The organism is Enterococcus sp. DIV1767 (assembly GCF_050542585.1).
GTDB classification, from domain to species: Bacteria; Bacillota; Bacilli; order Lactobacillales; family Enterococcaceae; genus Enterococcus_D; species Enterococcus_D innesii.
Window position 1 is genome coordinate 2,170,995 of record NZ_CP172936.1, and the last position, 25,493, is coordinate 2,196,487.

Consider the following 25,493-nt stretch of genomic DNA (forward strand, 5'->3'; position numbering starts at 1 on the left):
TGACTCTGATGGATTTTTCTTATAGCAGAACAGCTGACAAAAGCAAATCTACTAGCTTGATGCAAATGAATGGTGCGATGATGCCGCCTAGGCCGTAGACGACCAGATTGTGCCGCAGCATTTGGCTGGCTGGTTTTTCTTGGTACTTGACCCCTTTCAACGCCAGAGGGATCAAGGCGATGATCACGACTGCATTGTAGATGACTGCGGACAAAATCGCCGTTAAGGGACTGCCAAGATTCATGATATTCAGCGCTGCGAGTTCTGGATAAATCGCATAAAACAGAACAGGGATCACTGCGAAATATTTGGCGATATCATTTGCGATACTAAAGGTCGTCAAAGCCCCACGGGTCATCAGCAGCTGTTTACCAATTTGGACTACTTGCAGTAATTTGGTCGGGCTGGAATCAAGATCGATCATATTGCCCGCTTCTTTGGCTGCTTGCGTACCAGTGTTCATCGCCATTGCCACATCGGCTTGGGCGAGTGCGGGTGCATCGTTGGTTCCATCCCCCGTCATCGCCACCAAATGCCCTTTTTCCTGATATTCGCGAATCAGGTTCATTTTGTTTTCTGGTGTTGCTTCGGCTAAGAAATCATCGACGCCCGCTTCGGCGGCAATAGCAGCTGCCGTCAAAGGGTTGTCCCCAGTGATCATGATCGTTTTGATACCCATCTTGCGCATGTCGGCAAATTTTTCTTTAACCCCGTTTTTCACGATGTCTTTTAAATAAACGACCCCGAGTACTTGGCCATTTTTCACTACGACCAATGGAGTTCCACCAGCCTTTGCGACTTTTTCTACGATCTCGTCACATGCCGTGGGATAGGTCTGCCCTTTTGCCGTCACATATTGCTTGATCGTATCCGCAGCTCCTTTACGGATCTCATCACCACGATAGTCGATCCCAGACATCCGTGTTTTGGCACTAAAATCGATCCAATGAACATCGGCTTGCTGAAATTCCCGTTCACGAATATTGAAGGCTTCTTTGGCTAAAATCACGATACTGCGTCCTTCTGCCGTTTCATCGGCAAAAGATGCCAACTGCGCTGCATCTGCCAACTCTTTAGCGGTGACCCCCGGTACTGGCAAGAACTCACTGGCACGGCGGTTTCCCAGAGTAATGGTTCCTGTTTTATCCAGCAGCAAAACATCCACATCTCCTGCTGCTTCAATTGCGCGTCCACTCATGGCGATGACGTTTTCTTTGGTCAAACGACTCATTCCAGCGATCCCAATCGAGGAAATCAAGGCGCCGATCGTGGTTGGTGCAAGACAAATCAATAAAGCGATCACGATCACACTGGAAATCGCCGTTCCCCGACCAGATAACTGACTGCTAAAATCAGTAAAGGGAATCAATGTGATGGAAACAGCCAAGAAGATGATGGTCAGTGTCACTAAGAACAGCTGCAGGCCAATCTCATTGGGTGTTTTTTTCCGCTGTGTCCCTTCCACCATCGCAATCATCTTATCCAAAAAAGAATGACCATTTTCAGCGGTCACTTTGATGACCAAGTAATCGGAAACGACTAACGTTCCTCCCGTGACTGCACTGCGGTCGCCACCAGACTCACGAATGACAGGTGCTGATTCTCCTGTGATGGCACTTTCGTCCACCGAAGCAGCACCTTCAACGACGTCCCCATCGGCAGGAATTTGTTCGCCAGAAGGAACATAAACCAAGTCGCCTTTTTTCAAATCTGAAGAACGGACTTCGATAAAAGCCTCTTTGGCGACATCTTCCAAGGACATGACTTTGTAGGTCATGATTTCTTTTTTTGCTTGCTTCAAACTATCCGCTTGTGCTTTGCCGCGCCCTTCTGCCACTGCTTCGGCAAAATTGGCAAACAATATAGTCAACCATAAGAAGACAGTCACACTGATGCTAAACCACAACGGGACCGTTTGTTCTTGAAAACATAAAATCGTTGTCAAGATCGCCCCTAAATAAACTACAAACATCACGGGGTTTTTGATTTGTTGGCGAGGGTCCAATTTCTTAAAGGATTCGCCGATCGCCCATTGATAGATTTTTTTCATTTTTTTTCTCTCCTATTTCGTTGTAAAAAAGTCTGCGATTGGTCCTAAAGCCATCGCTGGTAAAAAGCTCAGTGCACCGATCACGATGATCACAATGATCAGCATCGTGACAAAGACTGGACTCGTGGTTGACAAGGTTCCTTCATTACGAACGGTTTTCTTTTTGGCACCCATGTTTTCTGCGAGATACAAAATGGCTGCGATGGGAACGAAACGTGAAACGAACATCAAGATACTACCCAAACTATTTAGGAAAACAGTATCTGCGGTCAAGCCGCCAAAGGCACTCCCGTTGTTGTTGCTGAAAGAAGTTGCTGCATACAACAGTTCGCTAAAGCCATGGGCGCCTTGGTTGGTTAGCCAGCTCATGATGTCAGGATGTAAGGTCATCAACATAGCCCCGAAAAGCGTCAGTAGCAATGGCGTCAAAATAACGATACTCGTCATTTTAATGTCAAAAGCTTCGATTTTTTTGCCGATATATTCGGGTGTTCGTCCGACTAATAAACCAGCGATAAAGACCGTCAATAATAGAAAAGCGATCATGCCATAAAGCCCGCTACCAACACCGCCAAAGATGATTTCTCCCAGCTGCATCAAGAACATCGGAATCGCACCCCCGAGTGGTGTGAAACTATCCAGCATGGCATTGACTGATCCACTGGAAGCAGCGGTGGTACTCACTGCCCAGAGACTCGACCAACCGACACCGAAACGTACTTCTTTGCCTTCTAAATTGGCATTCCCAAGCACTTGACTGAATTGCGGTCCATAACCTTCACTGATCACTACGCCAATAAAAGCTAGAATCAAAAAGACGGTTGCGGTGATCAAGAGCGTACGTCCTTGTTTCCACTCTTTGATCCAAAAGCCAAAGGCAAAAATCAAAGCAGCTGGCAGCAACAAGATCGCTAAGTTTTCTAAAAAATTACTGAGCATCGTTGGGTTTTCAAATGGATGGGCAGAGTTGGCGCCAAAGAAGCCGCCGCCGTTGGTCCCTAATTGCTTGATGGCGATTTGACTCGCTACCGGTCCGAGCGCCATCCAAAAGGATTCCCCTTCAAATCCATTGACTTCCACGCCGCTGCTCAACGTTTGGACGACGCCTTGAGACAGGAGCAAGATCGCTAACATCAATGAAAGTGGTAAAAGAATATAGAGCAAAGAACGGGTGATGTCTTGCCAAAAATTTCCTACAGTTCGTTTTTGTTTTTGTTGCAGCCCACGAATCAAGGCACACAGTACGGCTAGTCCGACTGCCGCAGATAAGAAATTTTGCACCGTTAATCCTAATGCTTGGGAAAGATTGGTCAGTGCTTCTTCCCCAGCGTAAGCTTGCCAGTTCGTGTTCGTCACAAAACTGACGGCTGTGTTCAATGCTAAGTCAAAGGACATATTCTCAACGGCTGCCCCTTGCGGTAACCAGTGCTGGACCATCAATAATCCGGTCAAGCCGATGATGGAAAAGACACTGACGACCAAGACTGAAAATAAATAGGTTTTAGCAGTCATTTCTTTTTTGCTGACTGAACCAATCACTCGATAGGTCAACCGTTCAATGGGTTGAATAAAGCGGACAAATCGCGGTGTTTTTCCTTGCATGATTTCTTTGATATACCAGCCCAAAGGAACCGCTGCTGCTAGTAAGATCAGTAAAAATAAAAAGCCTTGCACAAAATAGCTACTCATCGTTCTCCCCCCTCAAACAAATACCAAAAGAGATAGATCATTACGATCACTCCGATTATTCCTAAAACAAGATTCATATTCTTCACTCCTTCATGACGTAAGCATACGCAAAAAGAAATAAAAATAGTGTAAATCTTCTGCTAGAGTCTTTATATCTTCTTTATACGTCTGCTTATCAGACAAGAAAAACGCAACAGTGCAGGTTTTTTTTAGAAAATAAATCAAAAACAGCGGCTATCATTAAGGATAGCCGCTGCTAGAGTCATTGAGACTTATTTCGTTTTTCTGCTTTTGTTCTTGTGTTTCTTACGAAAGAAGACGATCCCCGCTAGTGCCACAAGGCTTGCTCCTGCAATCGAATAGCCTTGAGTGATGGCTGTACCGGTCTTTGGTAACACCCGTTTGTCCTTTGCGGTCGCTTTGCTTTGTTTGCCAGGCTGACCTGCATCCGTTGGTTTTTCTTGCCCTTTGTCAGAATCATCTTTCTCTGGTTGCTGATCTTCCTCCTCTGGTTCTTCTGCTTTTTCAATGACTTTGATCGTCGCTGTGGCGGTGACTGCTTCTTGTGAGTCAGTACCAAATAAGCGTGCGAAAAAGTTAGGAGTTGCTGCTTCATCGGTTACGATTGAATAGTTGACTTGATAGGTGCCCGTTTTCTTCGTATCAACCGAACCGTCCACCAGCAGTTGCTCCAATGCGAGTGACTTACCGTCACGATCTGTAGCGGAGACAAAATTGTCGGCAGCTGTCCAGTTATCACCGACATAAATCACGCTATCTTTCACAGTCACAGAGGTCTGGTCTGCCAACACGGTGATCGTGGCAGTTGCTTCGGCTTTGCCATTGCGATAGGTTACTTGGTATCTGCCTGGTGTGGTGCTGTCAACTGTACCTACTGTTGTGATATCAGTCAGTTGCACTTCGTTGCCGTCTTTATCTGTTGCCGACACAAAGTTGTCGGCGGCTTGCCAGTCTTCGCCCTCATAAATCGTACTATCTTTAGCGACTACCGTTTCTTGGTCAGCCACCACGGTAATCATCGCAGTTGCTTTTACATTGCCATTTTGATAAACCACTGGATACTCGCCTGCTTTGGAGGTATCGACTGAGCCACTAACTGTCACTCCTGAAAACGGTAGATTTGCTCCCGTTTTGTCTGTAGCTAAGACAAAGTTGTCGGCAGCTTCCCAATCGTCACCGACGTACAGAGTACTGTCTTTGGCTTTGACACTCGTTTGATCAGCCAATACGGTGATCGTCGCTTTCGCCTCAGCCTTGCCATTGCGATAAATTACTTCATATTTCCCTGGTGTGGCGCTATCGACTGTACCTACTGTTGTGATATCAGCCAGTTTTACTGCGTTACCGTCTTTATCTGTTGCCGACACAAAGTTGTCGACGGCTTGCCAGTCTTCGCCCTCATAAATCGTACTGTCTTTAGCAACTACCGTTTCTTGGTTGGCAACCACGGTAATCGTAGCAATAGCTTCCATTTTACCATTGCTATAAGTAACTTTGTACTGACCTTCTTTGCTCGTATCAACTGAGCCACTAACCGTCACTCCTGAAAATGGAACATTCGCTCCTGTTTTGTCCGTTGCCGAAACAAAGTTATCAACCGCATGCCAGTCATCCCCAACATATAAGGTACTGTCTTTGGCTTTGACACTCGTTTGATCTGCCAATACAGTGATCGTCGCTGTTGCTTCAGCTTTGCCATTGCGATAAATTACTTCATATTTCCCTGATGTGGTGTTGTCAACTGTACCTACTGTTGTGATATCAGCCAGTTTTACTTCGTTGCCGTCTTTGTCTGTTGCCGACACGAAGTTGTCGGCGACTTGCCAGTCATCGCCTTCATAAATCGTACTATCTTTGGCGACTACCGTTTCTTGGTTGGCAACGACCGTAATCGTCGCCGTTGCTTTTACTTTGCCGTTTTGATAAACCACTGGATATTGACCTTCTTTGGAAGTATCAACGGCTCCACTAATGGTCACATTTGAAAATGGGACATTCGCTCCGGTTTTGTCTGTGGCTGAGACAAAGTTATCAACCGCATGCCAGTCATCACCGACATATAAGGTACTGTCTTTGGCTTTGACACTCGTTTGATCTGCCAATACAGTGATCGTCGCTGTTGCTTCGGCTTTGCCATTGCGATAGGTTACTTGGTATTCTCCTGGTACTTTCGTATCCACTTCACCACTGGTGGTAAGATCTGCCAGGGTTAGCGCTTGACCAGACTTATCTGTTGCGGACACAAAGTTATCTGCTAGTTCCCATGAATCACCAACATAGAGGGTGCTGTCTTTGGCAACAACGGTCGCTTGGTTGGCAACAACCGTAATTGTCGCGACTGCTTTTTGATTGCCGTTTTGATAAACCACTGGATATTGGCCTTCTTTGGAGGTATCCACGGCTCCACTAACGGTCACATTTGAAAATGGGACATTCGCTCCTGTTTTGTCCGTTGCCGAAACAAAGTTATCAGCAGCTTGCCAGTCATCACCGACATATAAGGTACTGTCTTTGGCTTTGACCGAAGTTTGGTCCGCCAAGACCGTGATCGTGGCAGTTGCTTCGACTTTGCCGTTACGATAAATAACTTGGTATTCTCCTGGTGTATCCGTGTCAACTTCACCGATAATGGTCACTTCTGTTAGTGACAAGACGTTTCCATCTTTATCCGTTGCCGATAGAAAATTATCTTCTGCTGTCCATGCATCGCCCACATATAACGTGCTGTCTTTGGCTGCCACCGTTTCTTGGTTGGCAACAACGGTGATTGTCGCTGTATCGCTCACGTTGCCATTCATGTATTTGACTTCATAAGTGCCGACTTTAGATGTGTCGACCTCACCGTTGACGGTAATTTCCGAGAAGGACATCCCATTGCCATGCTTGTCTGTTGCCGAGACAAAATTATCTGCAGCATGCCACTCGTCTCCCACGTAGATCGTACTATCTTTCGTGACGATCGTTGATAAATCTTCTTCTGGTGTGATGCCTACTGAGAACTGGTTGCCTGTCCGATTCACTTGGATTTCTTTACCAAGCTGAAGCTCCTGCGGCACAACGTAGCCTTCTGGGACGGAGGAAACATAAAGCGTATAGGTCCCCGTATAAATATCAGCTAATTGATACTCTCCCTTCTCATCTGTTACGACAGAAATGACATCTCCAGTCAACTGATTCCAAAGCATCAATGTAACGCCTGCAATTTTCTGAGTTGGTTCTTCGGTATTATAAACATCAAGTGACGCACTAGTTTTGTAAATGATCCCGTTTGAGTCACCTGCCGAAAATTGCAGGTTAGTCACCGTCGAAGTAGCCGTCCGTTTGGCTTCCGACAAGGTATCAATCGTATCAGAAACGATCGTTGCTGAAGCTGAGATTTGGCCGGCGTTTTGTGAAAGTACGTTGTAACTGATTTCGATATTTTTCGTTAGAACATAGTTTGAAAAGACAAGCTGTACGTCTCCGTCAACTTCTTTGACTTCGTAGCTGTCATCTGGCACATTCGAAACATTGATTGAGCCTAGATCGATTTCACCATTGGTATTTCCCAATGATTTAAGAAGAATCGTTGGATTGGCTACCTTTTTCGAGCCATCATCGATATTTTTTGTTGTGACCTTGACCTGCGTCATGTTTTTTGTATTATTCACGGTATTTTGCGTAATCCCAATAATATCCGTCGCTGTATTGGAAACGGAAACGGTAGCTGATCCTTGCTGATTATTTGATAACGGCTCTTTTGCAAAACCAGGCACATATATCGTACTCATTTCCTGCCAACCATTGGCGTACTGATAGGAAATGATGTAGCGTCGATTCGTCGTCCCAAAGTCAAAGGTGTAATAGTTGGTTGCCTCATCATGGGTGATCGTCGGATAATTTGGATCGCTTTCTTTCATGGCTTGATTATTATAAGCGCCGCGATCCCAATATTGCGGATAAATGCCGTTTACTTGATCATTGGAAACATCAATGATCGAAAAAACAACCTCCGTGTTTTTCGGGACATGGGTCTCCACAGTCAAATCACTGATGGTATCTTGACGAGCGTTGACCAAAAATTGGTTTTTACTACTTTGAAGCGTACGTTCAGAGTATAGTTTCCTACCGGTATAGACGGAGGTGTGAACCGTGTCAAGTCCCGTCGCGGAAATCGTGATTGGAATTGTATCATTAGGAATTGATTTTGTCGGTGCTAAACTATCTGGCACGTAATTGAAACCAATATCAAATTGAACGGAATAGGTTATGGGCGACGTAAAGGTGACCATCGTTCCGCCTGCTACTTCTTCAATCGTATAATCTTTTCCTAATGTGTAGTAAAAACTGACTTTTGGTACCTTTCTCAAAGAAAGATACTCTGGATGTTCAATAAACATTTGTAAATTTTCGATTGGTTGTGAGGTGCTGCCTTCGATGTTAACGGAGGTATCACTCATGTAAGCACCATTTTGATCATAATTTCCCCAAGCCGTTTCAGCGTTATTGGGATTAAGAACACTGATTGGTTCGACGTAGTTGTCTTCAACGATTTTGAATTCTTTATTAGCAATTAACGGTGTCGAGACATTGAGGATGATATCTTTCTGATCAAAGGGTACGGTTATGTTGGTAGAACCAAGAGTGAGATTGCTGTCTTTTGTGGCGGTCACAATCAGTTTGTCCCCATTATTTTCGACAGAAAAATAATCCGTAAAAGTCACATTTTGATAGAAGGCGTCTCTTGCTGTTAACTGTTTCGCCGTGATCGGCTGTCCGTTTTGACTCGAAAGAATGATTTGTTGGCCTGCTTTCATCTCCGTCGGCATTTGATGAATTGATACATAGTAGTTTCCTTTAGAAAGGCCATTCATAAAACTGGCAGAAGCAACCCCCATATAATACCTAGAATCGACTTCCTTTTCATCTTTGCTGGTTTTTGCGGTAAAGGAAAACCCTCTATTTTGGGCAGCTGTTGATTTTAGCTGAACCGAACCAAATCCGGTCGTCGGATACCCTTTTGAAAAAGAAGCAGAATATTCCGTCAACGCGGTCAAGCTCATGGTGAATTGATAAGAAACCCCATAAGCCTTTTGTTTGTCCATCTGTTTGATCTCAACAGCAGTACTGTAAAGACTATCTGAGGTAATCGTGTAGTCTGTCCCTTCGACTAAGGCTGTTTGTGTTTCTGGCTTGATCTTTCCTTTGATATCCACCTCATAGCTGAAAACTTTTAACGGTTGGGTCTCAATCTTTTTGAACACTGCTCCCGGTGTATCAACCAATCGCAATGAGAGGGTCTCTGTCCCAGACAACATCCGATCAACGTTGTAGTAGACCATTCCTTGCATCCCAAAGACATTTTTTTCTGACACATATTGAATCGGGTCAACTTCTTCATACAAATCAATGGCGTAGCTTGTCTGGTTTTGATCGCCCATATCAATGGTTAGCTGAGGCTTGTCTTCTGAATAAAGATAACTAGTCAACTCGATCGAAAACGATGCATCATGAATGGATTGGTTAAAGGTGATCGTTAATTGATGGGCGGCACTATCTACTGCCCACGAAGCATTGATTGCTTCATTTGATCCTTGCATATCACTAAAACCCAGGCCTTCCGGCAGGTCAAAAACAGCAGTGGTGCCGGCTAAATAGTCTTCGTCATTGATTTCAAAGTCTAATTTCAGTTTCACCGGACTATTGTTTAAAATCCGCGTTTCTTCCGTTTGACTGAACTCCTCACCAGCAATCGTCAGTAATGTGCCTTTTTCTAAAAGCTCTTGTCCATTGATGCGGGTGCTGACACGGGAACTCTTTTCGGCTCCTTTTGCCTCTTTCGATTCGGTTTCTGAAGAACTTGCTTGCGTCGAATCTGTGGTATCTACTGTATGTGTTGAAGAAGTTGTAGCAGGCGTTTCACTTTGACTCGTTGCTGCTGCATCCGTCTCTGAGGTTGCTTCGCCGCTTTCTTCTGAAGGACGATCCGTTTGAGTAGTTTCAGTTGTTTGCGCATCGCTTGTGTTTGTTTCATTGGCAACGCCGCTAGTTGATTCCAGCAGATGATTTGCGTTATCTAAAGTACGAATGGTTTGTTCCTGTTCCGTGGTTTCCGCAAGCGCCATGACCGGAGTGATCACTTGGGACAGACCTAAAGCGGTAACAACAATGCCATGACGAATTCGTTTATTTCTCTTTTTCATTTTTTTCCTCCACTAAATATATGTAGTTTTAACTAATTGCCTTACGAATTTTTTTCCCGACTTCTAATTCTTCCCCATTAAAAAAGCAAAGAACATTGTTTGTTCGATCAATCATTTTGATTTGTCGCGCATTAATAATGTACGATTTGAATACTTTATAATAATCGGGCAAATCTAGCTGTTTGACGACCTTTAACGAAGTTTCAAGGCACTCAACTGATTTTTTTTGATGGAATACGATTCGGTTTCGCTCTCCTTTGATCGTTGTAATATAGTTGATTGCTTCTGCATCAACCACCATCAACTCTCGTTTACTGACGATTTTTAATAAGTGCTTTTTTCCGAGTAGTGATCGTTTGACTTCGATCGCTTCCGTTAATAAATTTCTTAGCTGCATTGCCACCTCCTTTTCTTCTGTATCGATGATTCCTAAAGGACAGATAAGATTCAGTTTCTTGATTTCGATTTTGGACGCATAGGCACCATAAAAAGCAATTTGACACTTTTTGCACTGCTCCCTCAATCGCCCTGCTAATTGAAAGCTTCGATCAAATCCCATCATTTCAATGGAAAATAAGAAGAGATCGTTCACATCTGTTAGGTATCCGTCAAGAAAAGAAGCTAGTTCGTCCGGTGAAATGATCTCCACCATAGAATAAGGAACATGACTTTCAGTGATCATTTTTTTCATCACATTTCCATTAAAAAAGTTGTCATCTACTATATAAACAGCGAAATTGCTCAAATTTGCAGACATCTTAATTCTCCTTTTCACATCATTTCTAATTGTATTCTTAATTAAAAATGCCTGCTTGCACTTTCAAACGGATTAACGAAACGTTTATGCAAAAAAGGTAGTTTAAATTAAAAACAAAGTAAGAAAAGACTTTATAATTGGTCTAAACCTATTATAGTAAAGGAGACCCCGACGTACTGCTTTCTTAACACATTTATAAGTCAGAAAGCGCAAACAACAATAATAACTTATGTTTTTTTAAGTAGTTTAACTCGTTAGCTATTCCAAAGCTTACTGACTACTGCCCAAGATTTCTAGTGATTTTCATAAAAATAACTTTCGTTCAAATAAAAAATTAATTGTTATTTATTCTTCATTTTTTCGCAAAAAAAAAGCTACCCTTCTCTAGGGGCAGTCCGGTCATGGGTAATCAACTGTTTCCTCTGAAGATTTTCCATCAAAATAAAAGTGATAGTTAGCTGCTGCAAGATGCAATCAAAAAAATTTTCTACTTAATTTACCATATCGAATCTTCATGGACACGACAAAAAACCATTTATTTCGAACAATAAATGGCCTGTTTGCTGCTTTTTTTATACTTCTGATTTACATGCATCCCATGAATTTTAATTGTTTTCTTTTTTCCTTCTATATTATTAAGGAATTTCTTACAAGTGCTCATGGGGTTTCATCATCTGTTTTTTTTAATGCTCGTTTTAGTTTTCGATTATGCCAAATCAAATAGGCGATGATCAGACATAAAACACTACCAATCGATAAATAGAGAAGGAGCGGCGAAGAGGTTTCTTCAATACTGACATCTTGCTCGTTTCTTTCTTGCGCTTCTTGACTTGCAACTTGGAAGGTAGGCTCTCCTTGCCATTCTTGATCGGCGGCTTGGAGGGTCGTTTTTATTTTATACTCTCCTGAAAGCAGTTCGTTTCCCTCTAATGGCAGTGCGTAATTCATTAATGCATTGGGCGCTAATTGGATCTCTTTTTCCCCTTTGATGGCGGTTGCTTGCCCATCATGAAATACTTCGTACGTAAGCGTAGCTTTACTAAGATAATCGGCCGCTGTATTTTCCACCGCTACGATGATGACATTACGGCGATTGATCTCATCCAAATGGGCTTCTTCAATTTGGACCGCTGGCGAGATGTCTGATTCTTTGTTTCGAAGCAATACTGCTACTTCTCTGGCTAATAGGTTTTGAACATTCCCTTGAAATTCTTGACTGCCGGTTTGCTGGACGTATAGTCCCCCTGCCAAAATCCCATCAAAGGATTCAGATGGCATCCGGACTGTCAAGGTGATTTCTTTTTGTTCATTAGGGGCTAATGAAAGGGTTTCATCACTTAAAGTAACGAGTTCTTCGATCGCGTACGGAGCAGAAGACGTTGCTTCCTCATTTACCCCAGAGTACTCAACGACACCCGTCATGTTCGTGACCGCCCGATTAAAGGATAGCTGTAGATTGATCGGTTGCTCGCTTTTATTGGAAACCATGACTGCTAGTTTTTCTTCTGCCTTGGGCTCCAGCAACAAATCATAGTACATCAACTCTTTGTCCCGCTGTGACTCTGGCAATTTGATTTGAACATCGAAGGTATCAAGCGAATCTGCTGCCCCCGTACTGCTAGTACCAATGAAAAATAAGACCGTTAGAATACTTACTACCCAATACTGAAATCCTTTGCCTCGAACTTTCTTCTGATGCATCCTGTCAGATCCTTTCTACACAAAATAGGAAAGAAAAATCAGCTAGCATAAAAAGCAGCCGCTCAGGCAAGCTGCTTTTTTCTGCTAACTGTTACGCAATGACTACTGCCCTATGGGGTCGTCGGCGCACTGCTGATCGTCCAAACGAGGGTCGTTTGATAGGTTGCTGATTGTTTTTCCGTATTGGCTGGGATCGAAAGGGTAAATTGTTCTAGAGGCATCGACGTTTCACCGATCCCTTCGCCAGCGTTGGCGGTCAAGAAGGTATACTCATTGTTGATCGCCGCAAAATCAAGCTCGCCATTGGCAATATCACTGGCTCCGGTTGGCGGCAAACTTAAGTTGTTGGTCAAGGTACCCGTATCTACTGTTAATACCGCACCGTCCAACGTGCTGTCTCCTGCCGTAAATTGGGTTGCTTGCCGTACTTTGATTGCCCAAGAAGAGTTCGCCTGTCCTCGGTTATCGCTGACCGCAAATGCCCCTCTTTGCAGCGTTGACCCATCCCCAGGTAGTCCAGTCCCATCCGTAGTAGCCACCCACGTTTCGGCATTTTCTGTTTGGATCTCATGGGCACCAAAATCTAAATTCGTTGGTAGCTGCGTATTGGGATCACTCCCGCCTTTATCCGGGTCAAACACGATGCCACCAGAGGTATATTCTACGACACCGGTCGTGTCGTCCGCTTGCACTGTCGCACCGATGCTAAGTGATGTCAATATTCCTAATGCCCCCACTACGTATTTCTTTGAAATCATTTTACCGTCCTCCTTTTTTTGATGCTAAAGATCAATGTCAGACTAATGAAGAATCCGCCTATTATGGGCAGCCAAAAGTAATTGGCCTCTGAAAGCTGCGGCAGCGGTTCTTCCGCGTTAGTGACCGTTTCTTGACTGGTCGTTGGTTCAATTTCTTCATCAATGGAATCACTGCTAGATGTTTCCGTTGGTCCTTCATAAAATTCAATGTTGCCGGTCGTCGTATTGGCTACTGCTGATAGAACGATACTGTAGAAACTGCCGATCAGCAAAATCAAAAGCAGCACAAGGGAATTTTTTTTCATTCTGCTCTTCCTTTTCAAGGTGTATCGGAAACGGTCCACACGACTGTGGCGCGATACTGACCTTGAAATTTAGGTGTTTTCTCAGGTACAAATAAATTGAACTGGGAAAAATGAACAGTCAGTCCACCAGTCGATGCCGCATTTTCCAACGTCACCACATTTTTTTCGACATTTTGCTGCAGGGCAATCGTTGCATTATCAGGTAAAACCACTCGACCGTCCGTAAAGGTTGAATTGACAGTTCCTAGCTGAACCCTTAATTCGGCGGCTGGCAATGTGCGTGTATCATTGACCCAATTGGTGGATTGTCTGACCTTCACTTGCCATTTTTTCTGCCGATTGCGGGTATCATTGATCCGTAAAAGCCCAGTTGTAGCAGCTGCGCTTTGATCGCCGTTGGCGGTTGCCCGCCATGTCTCGCTCTTTTTCGTTTGAATGGCATGTCGGCCAAAATTCAGCTGAGTCGGCAAGTTCGTCCGATCCATCGTCAATGCTTCGACCATAAAATAAACCATAGTTTGGCGACTACTGATATTTAGCGCACTAAAGTTCAAGAGATTGATATCCGTCGGCTTTGCCTTCAACACAGAAGCGGAAAAATTGGCGGTCCAATTTGCGGTCAACTGTCCTGGACCTGAAAGTAACGTCGGAATTTGAACATCCGTTGCTCCTAAAACAGCTGCATCCGCCAGCTGTTCTTGGACAGTTGCCAAATCATTCAACGCTGAATTCACGGTGCTAAGCAGAGTATTGAGCAACCCTTGCAGCAATGCGCGAACGACGCCGCCAATATCGATGCCGATTACTCGGATCTGAGTATTTTGAATCGCGGTACTTAAATTCCGTAGAATTTGCGGGACATTGGTTCCTAAGACGACACCAAGGTTCGAACTCATATTGGTATACAATGCTTCTCTTTGGGTGGTGAACTGCAACGGACTCGTTATTTCTACATTCCCGATATTTCCGACAGTTTTTAGTAAAGAAATCTGCTGATTGATCGCTGTCAAATCGATTTGAACAATCCCAAGGTTGAGATTTAGTGAACTGGTCAAGGAATCAAGTGCCGTTAAGATCGCATTCAGCAGTGGGACATTGGCAATATTGACTGTGGTCGACGTCTTGATGGCTGCTGATCCATTGGCACTGATGCTAGTTCTCAATTCTGCTGGGATCGCTAATAAAGCAAATTTATCTTCCCCACTGACATTGACAGAAGCGTTCAACCCGCCGTTGCCTTTGATCGAAAAGGTCACTGGTCGATTTGTCACGCTGCCTGGCCATGGAACGCTTACTGAGGTGCCACTTGTATTGGCACTTGTTAAATTGCTTAAAATCTCCACATCTAAAACATTCACTGCTGCTTCGGCTTTTATTGTCGTTGTTAAAAGATACAAATTGACGAAACTGATGCTGGTCAACAAGAAAATCAACTGAGCGATCGTCCATTTGAAAAAACGTTTTTCCCTCCTTCTGCTTTTCATACCATTTCTAACCCTTTCTTTACGAAACGATGATCATTGCTTCAAAACTATTATTCACTAGAGATACCAGCGGAGGATGTCCACTCCGCTGGTAAAGTCATGCTATTTTTGTTGGTCTTTTTTCTTTCTTGCTTTGAAGAACAAGCCAATTCCTCCGACAACAAAGACTGCTGCTCCGATTACTGAAGCATACCAAGTTCCTTCGGATCCCGTTTTCGGTAGGTACTTACTTCCCCACCAGCTTTGGTTGTTATTGCTGCCGTTGCCGTTGTTGTTCCCCCAACTGCCCCAGTTACCCCAAGCGCCGTTGCTTCCGTCCGTGCCATTGGTACCATTAGAACCATTAGTGCCATCCGTTCCATCGGTACCGTCCGTGCCGTCAGTACCATCTGAACCATCCGTACCATTGTCACCCGTTGGTACCACGATTGGTGTTGCTGCACTGCGGTATTCTCTGCCACCTGCTGTAACGATAGCCACAACGTTAAGGGTTTCTTCTGGTGAAACATCCTCTGGGTCTAATGTGATGCTGAAGGCGCCATTTCCATTGGTCGTTCCAGTTCCGACAACGTCACCCGCTTCATTCAAGATTTCGATCGTCCCATTGGCTGGCCCATTCCCGAAGACTGGATAGCCATCGGTAGGATTGCCAGTGATCGTGGCAATCGGTGCGTCAACCGTCAAGGCACCGACTACGGTCGTCGTCGGATCACTTAAGGTTTCGCCTTCGGCTAAAGCAAGAACCGTAACAGTTTCGCCTTCCGTCGCTTCCGCGGATAACTCAACATCCCAGTCACCATTTTGATCGGCGATCGTTGTGATCGGTCCTTCAGCTGCGAAGATAGTCAGTAAGCTACTTGTTAACGGATCACTGATGGTAACGGTGATCGTCGCACCTGGCTCACTCGTTCCGCTGATCGTTGTATCACCAGCCGTGACTGGGTCAATGGTTGGTGTATCAGTTTTGATGCTTTCATCATCGACAGGCACGACGATTGGGGTCGCATTACTGCGGTAGTCATCCCCACCGGCAGTGACGATCGCCACAACCGATAAGTTTTCTTCTGGTGCGACATCTTCGCTAGTCAACGTGATCGTATAGTCACCATTTTCATCGGTAGTGCCTGTTCCAACGACATCTCCTGCTTCATTAAGAATTTCAATCGCTGCATTGGCAGGTCCGTTCCCACTTACTGGATAGCCATCTTGTGAATTCCCAGTAATGGACGCTGAAGGTGCGTTGACCGTGATACCACTGACAACGGTCGTTGCTGGTTCACTGGCGGTTTCTCCTTCACTTTGCGCCACTGCTGTTACGATTTCATCTCGAGAAACTTCCGCAACGTCTACTGACCAATTTCCTGCTTCATCTGCTTGGCTTTCAACCGCTTCTTCGCCCGTTACCGTCACGGTGACCATCGCTCCCGCTACAGCAGAACCAGTGATGGTCGTGTCACCAGCTGTGACTGGTTCGATGATTGGTGTGGCCGTTTGATCGATCGTATTCTCAACGGGCACTACGATTGGTGTGGCATTACTTCGGTAGTCTTTGCCGCCAGCGGTGATGATCGCAACGACGTTCAACGATTCTTCAGGAGAAACGTCTTCACCAGAGAGCGTGATCGTGTAGTTGCCATTTTCATCGGCATTGCCTGATCCAACGACATCCCCCGCTTCATTCAAGATTTCAATCGCCGCATTTGGCGCTGCCATCCCCGTCACTGGGTAACCATCCTCTGGATTGCCGGTGATCGAAGCAGTCGGTGCTGAAACCGTGATGCCATCCACACTCACTGTGATTGGTGCACTAGGATCTTTTTCAGGGGATTGTGCCACAACAGTGACGGTATCACCCTCCGCAACTTCAGGTACCTCGACTGTCCAATTGCCCTCTTCGTCCGTTTCGGTCGTGATTGGTTCATTTTCACCAATCGTTACCGTCACCGTTGAACCTGGTTCGGCAGTCCCGCTGATCGAAGTATCGCCAGCTTTGACTGGATCGATCGTTGGTGTTGCAGTTTGTTGCTCTTCTTGATCCAAAGGTACCACGATCGGTGTCGCATTACTGCGGTATTCTTTGCCGCCAGCTGTCTGAACTGCAACGACTGTTAGGCTTTCCGCTGGTGCAACAGCTGTTGGTTCAAGAGTGATACTGTAGTTCCCTTGCGCGTCTGCGGTTCCTGAACCAACGATTTGTCCATCGCTATTCAAGATTTGTACGGTGGCATTGGCTGGTGCCGTTCCAGTTACTGGATAGCCATCCGTGCTATTGCCTGTGATAGTTGCACTAGGTGCAGTGACCGTCAACGCCCCCACACCAACTGTGACTGGAGCGCTTGGCTCTTTGTCAGGTGATTGAGCCACAACAGTGACTGCATCGCCTTCAGAAACTTCTGGTACTTCTGCTGTCCAATTGCCTTCGTCATCCGTTTCAGCCGTGATTGGTTCCGCATCTGGTACGGTGATCGTCACGGTTGAACCTGGTTCAGCAGTTCCGCTGATGCTGGTATCCCCCGCCGTGATTGGATCGATCGTTGGTGCTGCTGTCTGATCCACTACCGTATCTGCTGGTACGATGACCGCTGTTGGATTACTGCGGTACTCTTTCCCACCAGCTGTAACGATGGCAACGACGTTTAAGGTTTCTTCTGGATCGACAGTTTCAGCAGTTAAGTCCACTGTATAGTTGCCGTCTCCATCAGCAGTGCCTGTTCCTACGACTTCATTGGCTGCGTTCAAGATCTCGATCGCTGCATTGGCTGGTGCTGTACCAGTCACTGGGTAGCCATCCGTGCTGTTGCCGCTGATGGAAGCTGTTGGTGCTGCAACAGTCACTCCTTCAACGATGACAGTGATTGGATCACTTGGGTCTTTGCCGTCACTGTCTGCGACGACCGTGATGGTATCTCCTTCAGACAATTCAGGCACATCGACACTCCAGTTGCCTTCGTCATCTGTTTCGGCGGTTTCTTCTGTGCCATCAGGTAGTGTTACAGTCACAGTTGAGCCAGGTTCGGCCGTTCCGCTAACTGTTTTATCGCCTGCTTTGATTGGATCAACAGTGGGTGCCGTTGTTTGATTTTCACCCGGTTCAGCTGGCACCATGATCGGTGTCGCTGGACTGCGATAATCCTTGCCACCTGCTGTGACCACCGCAACCACCGTCAAGTTTTCTTCAGGAGAGACATCTTCACTAGTCAAAGCGATCGTGTAACCCCCTGCAGCATTGGTCGTACCCGTTCCTACTGTCTCGCCAGCTTCATTCAAGATTTCGATGGTCGCATTCGCTGGTCCTGTTCCAGTCACTGGATAGCCATCGGCTGCATTGCCGCTGATAGACGCACTAGGCGCCGCCACCGTTAATGCCCCGACCGTGATCGTTGCTGGTGTACTTGGTGTTTCATTTTCTACTTCTGCCACTGCCGTAACAGTCGTCCCTTCGGAAAGCTCTGGCACATCAACTTGCCAATTGCCCTCTTCGTCAACTTCACCGGTGATTGGGTCTTGCTCACCGACCGTCACATTGACTGTTGCTCCCGGCTCGGCTGTCCCGCTGATTTGTGTTGCGCCAGCCACAGATGGGTTGATCGTTGGTGTCGCCGTTTGATCCGCTGGCACCACGACAGCTGTTGGTTGACTACGGAAGTCATCCCCACCTGCTGAAACGATGGCAACGACACGGACCGTTTCTCCTGCTGATGCCTCTTCACTGGTCAAGGTAACGGTGTAAACGCCATTCTCATTGGCTGTTCCTGTGTCAATCACTTGATCATCAGCATTTAAGATTTCGATTGCCGCATTGGCTGGTGCTGTACCAGTTACGGGATAACCATCTTCACTATTGCCAGAAATCGTTGCCGTTGGTGCTGCCACGATCAGCCCTTGCACCGTCACTGTAACTGGTAAACTTTCTGTTTTGCCGTCTGCCAAGGCAGTAACTGTCAAGACATCATCCAGAGAAACCGTCGGCACAGTTGCCGTCCACTCACCTTGGTCATTCGCTGCCACTGTAACAGTATCGCCGTTTGGTAGTTCAACCGTTACATCTGCCCCAGGTTCAGCCGTTCCGCTAACGGTTGTAGCCCCAGCAATCACGGGTGCGACAGTCGGTGCTGCTGTTTGGTCTTCTGCGTTATCTTCTGGCACCACGATAGTAGTTGCTGGACTGCGATAGTCTTGACCGCCGGCTGATACGATAGCCACCACGCGCAAGGTTTCTGCTGGTGAAACACCTTCTGTCAAGGTGATCGTATACTCACCGTCTCCATTGGCAGTACCACTGCCTACCACTTCATTGGCAGCATTTAAGATCTCAATCGCTGCGTTGGCTGGTGCTGTCCCTGTGACTGGATAGCCGTCAGTACTGTTGCCCGTGATCGTTGCGGTTGGTGCAGCCACGTTCAAGGCACCGACACCAACACTGATTGGTGCACTTGGGTCTTTGCCTTCAGCTTCAGCAACCACTGTGACCGTGTCGCCTTCTGAAAGTTCTGGTACGGTGACTGTCCAATTGCCTTCCTCATCCGTTTCGGCAGTCACTGGATCTTCTCCAGGAATCGTGACCGTCACCGTTGAACCAGGTTCGGCAGTTCCTCCGACGGATGTATCACCGGCTTGCACTGGATCGATCGTTGGGGTGGTCGTTTGGTCTGCTGGTACCACGATGGAGAGCGGCGCACTACGGTACTCATCGCCGCCAGCGGTTACCACTGCCACCACCTGAAGCGCTTCTGAAGGATCAACATCGTCGCTGCTCAATGTGATGCTGTAAGCACCTTCCTCATTTGCTTCACCGCTACCAACAACCTCACCGGCTTCATTTAAGATCTCAATCGCTGCATTTGGCGTGGCCGTTCCGGTTACTGGATACCCCTCCGAACTATTGCCGCTGATCGCTGCTGTCGGTGTCGCCACACTGAGTGGATTTACGACGACCGTAGCTGCATCACTTGGTGTTTCCCCATCAAGGGTCGCTACCACGGAAACAATTTCTCCTTGAGAAACCTCGGGCACCGTTGCCGTCCAATTGCCTTCGTCATCTGCGTCGGCAGTGACTGGCTCTGCGTCACCAATCGTTATCGAAACTGTCGCGCCGGGTTCAGCCGTTCCGCTGATGGTGGTGTCGCCGGCTGTCACCGTTTCAATCGTTGGGACTGCAGTTTGATCCAATGGTACTGTGATTGGGGCAGCCGCACTGCGGTAATCTTGACCACCGGCTGTGACTACAGCTATCACCCGTAAGGTTTCAGCGGGAGACGCATCCTCACTCGTTAACGTAATCGTATATTGGCCTTCGTCATTGGCGGTGCCAGTAGCTACGACCTCGTCATCGGCATTCAAGATTTCGATGGCTGCATTGGCTGGTGCCGTTCCCGTTACTGGGTAACCATCGGTACTATTACCACTGATCGTCGCAGTTGGCGTAGCGATCGTCAATCCATTGACCCCAACACTGATTGGTGCACTTGGGTCTTTGTCTGGTGCTTGTGCGACCACTGTGACGGTTTCTCCTTCAGAAACTTCAGGAACGTCAACCGTCCAGTTCCCCTCGTCATCGGCTTCGCCAGTGACCGGATCTTCTCCTGGGATCGTTACCGTCACCGTTGCGCCTGGTTCTGCCGTTCCGCTGATCGTCGTATCCCCGGCGTTGATTGGGTCGATCGTTGGTGATGCTGTTTGTTCAAGCTCATCTGCTGGGACCGTCACTGGTGTGGCAGGACTACGATACTGATCCCCGCCAGCTGTTACGATCGCAACGACAGACAAGGTTTCTTCTGGTGCTGCATCGGCTGGTGCGATAGTTACCGTATAGTTTCCATCACCATCAGCTGTGCCAGTACCAATCACATCGCCTGACTCATTCAACACTTCGATCGCTGCGTTCGCTGCAGCTGAACCTGTGATTGGATAACCATCAGTACTATTTCCGCTGATGATCGCTGTCGGTGCTGCTACAGTCACTCCTGTGACTCCTACGCTGATTGGCGCGCTTGGCTCTTTGCCTTCGGCTTCCGCAACGACTGTGACTGTATCACCACCAGAGACTGCTGGCACTTCTGCAAGCCAGTTTCCTTCGTCATCCGTTTCAGCCGTTACTGGTTCTTGATCGGTGATGGTGACAGTAACCGTCGATCCTGGTTCTGCCGTTCCGCTAATCGTGGTATCACCTGCTGTGACCGGATCGATCGTTGGTGTTCCTGTTTGTTCAATGTCTGCTGGTACCGTGATTGGTGTGGCATTACTGCGGTAGTCTTGACCGCCCGCTGTCACAACTGCCACCACCTGCAAGGCTTCTTCTGGCGCCACATCGGCTGGATCTAAGGTCACGGTATAAACACCCGTGTCATCCGCCGTCGTGCTACCAACGACATCGCCTGCTTCATTCAAAATCTCAATGGCCGCATTCGGTGTCGTTGTTCCGCTGACCGGATAGCCATCCGTACTATTGCCTGTGATGGAAGCGCTCGGTGCACTGACAGTAACGCCATCCACGGTCACGGTAATCGGGGCACTTGGCTCTTTGCCTTCGGCTTCGGCAACGACAGTTACCGTATCGCCTTCTGTTAATTCTGGTACCGTCGCTTCCCAATTGCCTTCATCATCGGCTTCTGCCGTGATCGGATCGCTTTCAGGCAGCGTGATTGTCACAGTTGCTCCTGGTTCAGCCGTTCCGCTGACGGTCGTATCTCCAGCTGTTACTGGGTCGATCGTTGGTGTTTCAGTCAAGTTTTCTACATCATCTGCAGGAACTACAAGCGGTGTGCCTGTACTGCGATAGTCTTCACCACCAGCCGTCACGATCGCTTCAACCCGTAAGTTGTCGCCAGCTGCCACCTCTTGAGGATCAAGGGTGATCGTGAAGTTGCCATCGTCATCGGCTGTTCCGCTACCAACAACATCGCCGGCTTCATTCAAAATTTCAATCGCTGCATTGGCAGTCGCCGTTCCCGTTACTGGATACCCGTCTGTGCTATTTCCGGTGATCGTAGCCGTTGGCGCCCCCACGGTTAAACCGTTTGCACTCACGGTGATTGGGGCACTCGGATCTTTGCCTTCAGACTCAGCTACAACCGTCACGGAATCGCCTTCTGATAATTCAGGAACCGTTGCTTCCCAGTTGCCTTCATCATCGGCTTCAGCCGTGATTGGGTCGCCTTCAGGAAGCGTGATCGTTACCGTTGCCCCCGGTTCGGCTGTCCCACTAACGGTCGTATCTCCAGCACTGACTGGATCGATCGTTGGTGTTTCCGTCTGCAAAATATCCGCAGGCACCACAACAGGTGTTGGGCTGCTACGGTAGGTTTCGCCACCAGCGGTGACAATCGCCGTCACATTGAGGGTTTCTTCCGCTTCAACATCTGCTGGATCTAACGTGACTGCATAAACGCCATTCTCATTGGCGGTACCTGTTCCGACAATTTCGCCATCCGCATTGGTGATCTCAATGGCCGCATTTGGTGCTGCTGTTCCAGTCACTGGATAGCCCTCTTGACTATTTCCTGTAATCGAAGCCGTCGGTGCATTGACCGTTAAGGCGGACACGGTGGTGCTTGCCGGTTGGCTTGGCGTTTGTCCTGTTAATTCGGCAACAGCTGAAACCGTATCGCCTTCTGACACTTCGGCCACATCAACACGCCAATTGCCCTCTTCATCCGCTTCTGTCACGATCGGATCTGCCCCGTTGACGGTCACAGTAATCGAGGCACCCGGCTCAGCCGTTCCGCTGACGCTTGTATCCCCGGCAGTCACCGGTTGAATCGTTGGTGTTCCCGTTTGTTGCTCGGCATCGTCTGCTGGAACGACGATTGGCGTATTGCCACTGCGATAAGTTTGGCCACCGGCAGTGACGATTGCGGCAACATTCAAGTTTTCATTTTCTGCTACATCTGCTGGGTTCAACGTGATACTGTAGTTGCCGTTCTCATTTGCCGTCCCAGAGCCAACGACTTCACCTTCGGCATTGGTGATTTCAATGGCTGCATTTGCTGCGGCTGTCCCCGTCACAGGGTACCCATCGGTACTATTTCCTGTAATCGAAGCCGTTGGTGCATTGACCACTGGTGCTGCTACCGTTGCCGTTGCAGGCTCACTCGCCGATTCGCCATCAGCTTCCGCTACGGCTGTGACTGTATCGCCTTCCACCAATTCAGCGACATCCGCCGTCCAATTACCGTCACCATCTGCGGTTGTCGCAATAGGTGCTCCGCCGTTGATCGCCAATGTAATGGCTGCTCCTGGCCCAGCTGTTCCGCTGATCGTCGTCTCCCCTGCTGTCAATGGATTGATCGTTGGTGTATCAGTTTGATCTTCTGGTGTATCTGGTGCAAACCAGATCGAGTTATTGCCGTCAGCATCCGTAAACAAATCAATGGTGATCAAATCAAGTTGCGACATCGTTCCTTCGAAGCGGGCTTCGTAAGGATTAGATGGATTCGCCACGCCGTTTTCAACCAATTGTGCATAGGTCGGACTGGTGACATTCGTTGGAATGACCACATTGGTTTGACCTAAAACAGATGCAGAAGCGATTTGATCTGCTAAATCTGTCGTTGCATTGAAGACTGTTTGTGCCGTTTCAACTGTTGCGTTCAAAGTAGCTTTCGCTGTATTAACGGTACTTTGTACCAACGTATTGATTTGACCGATCAAGGTACCGATGCCTGGAATCCCACTTGCACCATCCAAAATACTGACTTGAATCTGGGTTGCTTGTAAATTATCGAGAATTTGATTGATGCGTTGATTGATAACGATAAATAAACCATCATCCACATTGGCGATCAGGGCACGTTCGTTTTCGGTTAGTCCAGCTGGAACTTCAAAATTCGCTTGGCCAAATTGTCCAAGTTGATTTAATAAGTCTAACTGGGTCGTGATTTCATCTAAGTTGACGGAAATCACCTGGCTGACATCCACGATTGAAGCTGCCGTATACAACGGATTTGGCAAGCCCCCAACGATTGTTGGCGGAATATCCAGTGCATCAGCTAAATTTTGATTGACGATTCCATCCACCGTGCTAATCAAGGTATTGACTGCTGGCGTGACTGTACCGATCAGCGTTTGCAAGGCTGGGAAATTCCCCAGTTGGAGTATCACATTGGTGGAAATCGATGCATTCCCTGCCGGTTGAACCAAACCAGTAAGGCCTTGAGGAACCCCAACAACCGCGACTTTATCCCCATTCAAGACATCAACCGTTACTGCATTTGATCCAGAAATCGAGAAATTGACTTGGTTCGTTGCACCAGGAGTTGCATAAGGTGCAGACGCACTCGTGCCTGAGTTATTAGATGCTGTGATATCTGAGAAAAGTTCAGCTGAAACCAAAGCAGCTTCAACCGTCGTTGGTGCCCATAACAAACTTGCTGGCACGACCACTGTACTCGTCAACAACATCCCACTGACAGTTAAATTCGCAATAATGTTTTTCTTTGTTCGAACGCGTGTGTTTTTCTTTGAATCCATGAGCTTTTTATAATTAACGCCTTTCATTCATTCTCCTCCTGTTCGAAAAAAATTTAACCGACAAAAGATAAAACTGATGATCTCTGGAATCCTTCTTTCCCCCTTTAATACCAGATGAAAATCTATTTCAACCCAACACCCAAAGGCATAGAGAGAAAACAAAAGTAACCGATCGCATCGCGACGTTTTTTCGCATGCTTTCTGAAAAACCCAGTGATTTTTGTTCAAATAGTTTAGCAGCATAGTAGAAATCGCTTGTGAATCATAAAAATAAAATAACTAAACGAACACACTGTGTACCAAAATTCTAGCAAATTTATTTCTTTCCAACAAATTATAAACACGATAAATAATTAAAAAAACACTTAATTTAGCCTCAGAAAACATAAAAGGTTTATTTAATAAACAAGCACAAATTATTTATATTTATCTTATAAATCAGGCTGTTACGATAAAAAAATCTATTTTTTTGTCATTCAACCATTCCTTTTTTTATATTTAATCAATAAAATGAATACGATTACATTTGTATACTTATGCATTTATTTAGAGAAAAACGACGATTGTGTTTTTTCTTGATTTCACCTTCGTTTTTTACCTCTACAAATAAAAAAACAAAAAAATATCACCCGATTTTTCACGATATCCTTCAAAATAACTCTTAGTAGCGAAAAAAAGAATCGAAACGTTCACAGAAAGTTCTATGAAAAAAGAATGAAAACTCCCCATTAAAATCGAGTCTAAACCATTATGAAATAGAATTTCTTCAGTCGCCATATCCCACTTTTTTCTTCCCTGAGAATTCCTCAGTATCTTTTTGGTCTTACATTTTGGACTTAACCATTTATTGGATTCTTTTTACTTATACTTGTTAGTCAGAAGGAAACGCAGCTGCCCAATCGTCTTCTTCTAATACCATTTAAGGAGCAAAAAAACGATGCATTGGCTAGTAATGATTCTTGTATTGATCTGACTTAGTTTCGTCTAAAAAAAAGCGTGAGAATCGAATGTTCTCACGCTTTTCTATTATCCTCTCTGAGGATCCTCTATCACTAAGTTTACCAATCAATTTCTTTCA

General features: G+C 46.5%; 9 protein-coding genes. All 9 read right to left on the minus strand.

Translation table 11 applies throughout. The features are described 5' to 3' along the window. Positions 1-19: 19 nt before the first annotated feature. Positions 20-2,050, minus strand: coding sequence for a potassium-transporting ATPase subunit KdpB (gene kdpB / locus IGI78_RS10430; protein WP_195264930.1), 2,031 nt, complete (start codon positions 2,048-2,050; stop codon positions 20-22). Between the two features lie 12 nt (positions 2,051-2,062). After that, on the minus strand, positions 2,063-3,739 hold the full coding sequence (kdpA, locus tag IGI78_RS10435) for a potassium-transporting ATPase subunit KdpA (protein ID WP_195264929.1): 1,677 nt from the start codon (positions 3,737-3,739) through the stop codon (positions 2,063-2,065). Between the two features lie 272 nt (positions 3,740-4,011). Then, positions 4,012-9,942 carry a bacterial Ig-like domain-containing protein gene (locus IGI78_RS10440; protein ID WP_195264927.1) on the minus strand — a complete coding sequence of 1,977 codons (5,931 nt, stop codon included), beginning with the start codon at positions 9,940-9,942 and terminating at the stop codon, positions 4,012-4,014. 28 nt (positions 9,943-9,970) lie between these two features. Continuing rightward, on the minus strand, positions 9,971-10,699 hold the full coding sequence (locus IGI78_RS10445; protein WP_195264925.1) for a LytTR family transcriptional regulator DNA-binding domain-containing protein: 729 nt from the start codon (positions 10,697-10,699) through the stop codon (positions 9,971-9,973). A gap of 657 nt (positions 10,700-11,356) precedes the next feature. Beyond that, positions 11,357-12,400 (minus strand): DUF916 and DUF3324 domain-containing protein, encoded by a 1,044-nt coding sequence (locus IGI78_RS10450; protein ID WP_142424404.1) that lies wholly within the window; start codon positions 12,398-12,400, stop codon positions 11,357-11,359. 110 nt (positions 12,401-12,510) lie between these two features. Beyond that, positions 12,511-13,158: a WxL domain-containing protein gene (locus tag IGI78_RS10455; RefSeq protein ID WP_430617996.1), complete on the minus strand. Its 648-nt coding sequence runs from the start codon at positions 13,156-13,158 to the stop codon at positions 12,511-12,513. After that, on the minus strand, positions 13,155-13,463 hold the full coding sequence (locus IGI78_RS10460; RefSeq protein ID WP_195264921.1) for a hypothetical protein: 309 nt from the start codon (positions 13,461-13,463) through the stop codon (positions 13,155-13,157). Before IGI78_RS10460 ends, IGI78_RS10455 begins: the two co-directional genes overlap by 4 nt. Before the next feature lie 14 nt (positions 13,464-13,477). Beyond that, on the minus strand, positions 13,478-14,947 hold the full coding sequence (locus tag IGI78_RS10465; RefSeq protein ID WP_195264919.1) for an adhesive domain-containing protein: 1,470 nt from the start codon (positions 14,945-14,947) through the stop codon (positions 13,478-13,480). 102 nt (positions 14,948-15,049) lie between these two features. Beyond that, the gene (locus tag IGI78_RS10470) at positions 15,050-24,442 is read right to left on the minus strand and encodes an Ig-like domain-containing protein (RefSeq protein ID WP_195264917.1); all 9,393 of its coding nucleotides are present in this window, start codon (positions 24,440-24,442) and stop codon (positions 15,050-15,052) included. Positions 24,443-25,493: the final 1,051 nt, after the last annotated feature.

Coding starts and splice junctions, on each gene's coding strand:
- kdpB (WP_195264930.1), bottom strand. CDS start 2,050: ATGAAAAAAATCTATCAATGGGCGATCGGCGAATCCTTTAAGAAATTG.
- kdpA (WP_195264929.1), bottom strand. CDS start 3,739: ATGAGTAGCTATTTTGTGCAAGGCTTTTTATTTTTACTGATCTTACTA.
- IGI78_RS10440 (WP_195264927.1), bottom strand. CDS start 9,942: ATGAAAAAGAGAAATAAACGAATTCGTCATGGCATTGTTGTTACCGCT.
- IGI78_RS10445 (WP_195264925.1), bottom strand. CDS start 10,699: ATGTCTGCAAATTTGAGCAATTTCGCTGTTTATATAGTAGATGACAAC.
- IGI78_RS10450 (WP_142424404.1), bottom strand. CDS start 12,400: ATGCATCAGAAGAAAGTTCGAGGCAAAGGATTTCAGTATTGGGTAGTA.
- IGI78_RS10455 (WP_430617996.1), bottom strand. CDS start 13,158: ATGATTTCAAAGAAATACGTAGTGGGGGCATTAGGAATATTGACATCA.
- IGI78_RS10460 (WP_195264921.1), bottom strand. CDS start 13,463: ATGAAAAAAAATTCCCTTGTGCTGCTTTTGATTTTGCTGATCGGCAGT.
- IGI78_RS10465 (WP_195264919.1), bottom strand. CDS start 14,947: ATGAAAAGCAGAAGGAGGGAAAAACGTTTTTTCAAATGGACGATCGCT.
- IGI78_RS10470 (WP_195264917.1), bottom strand. CDS start 24,442: ATGAAAGGCGTTAATTATAAAAAGCTCATGGATTCAAAGAAAAACACA.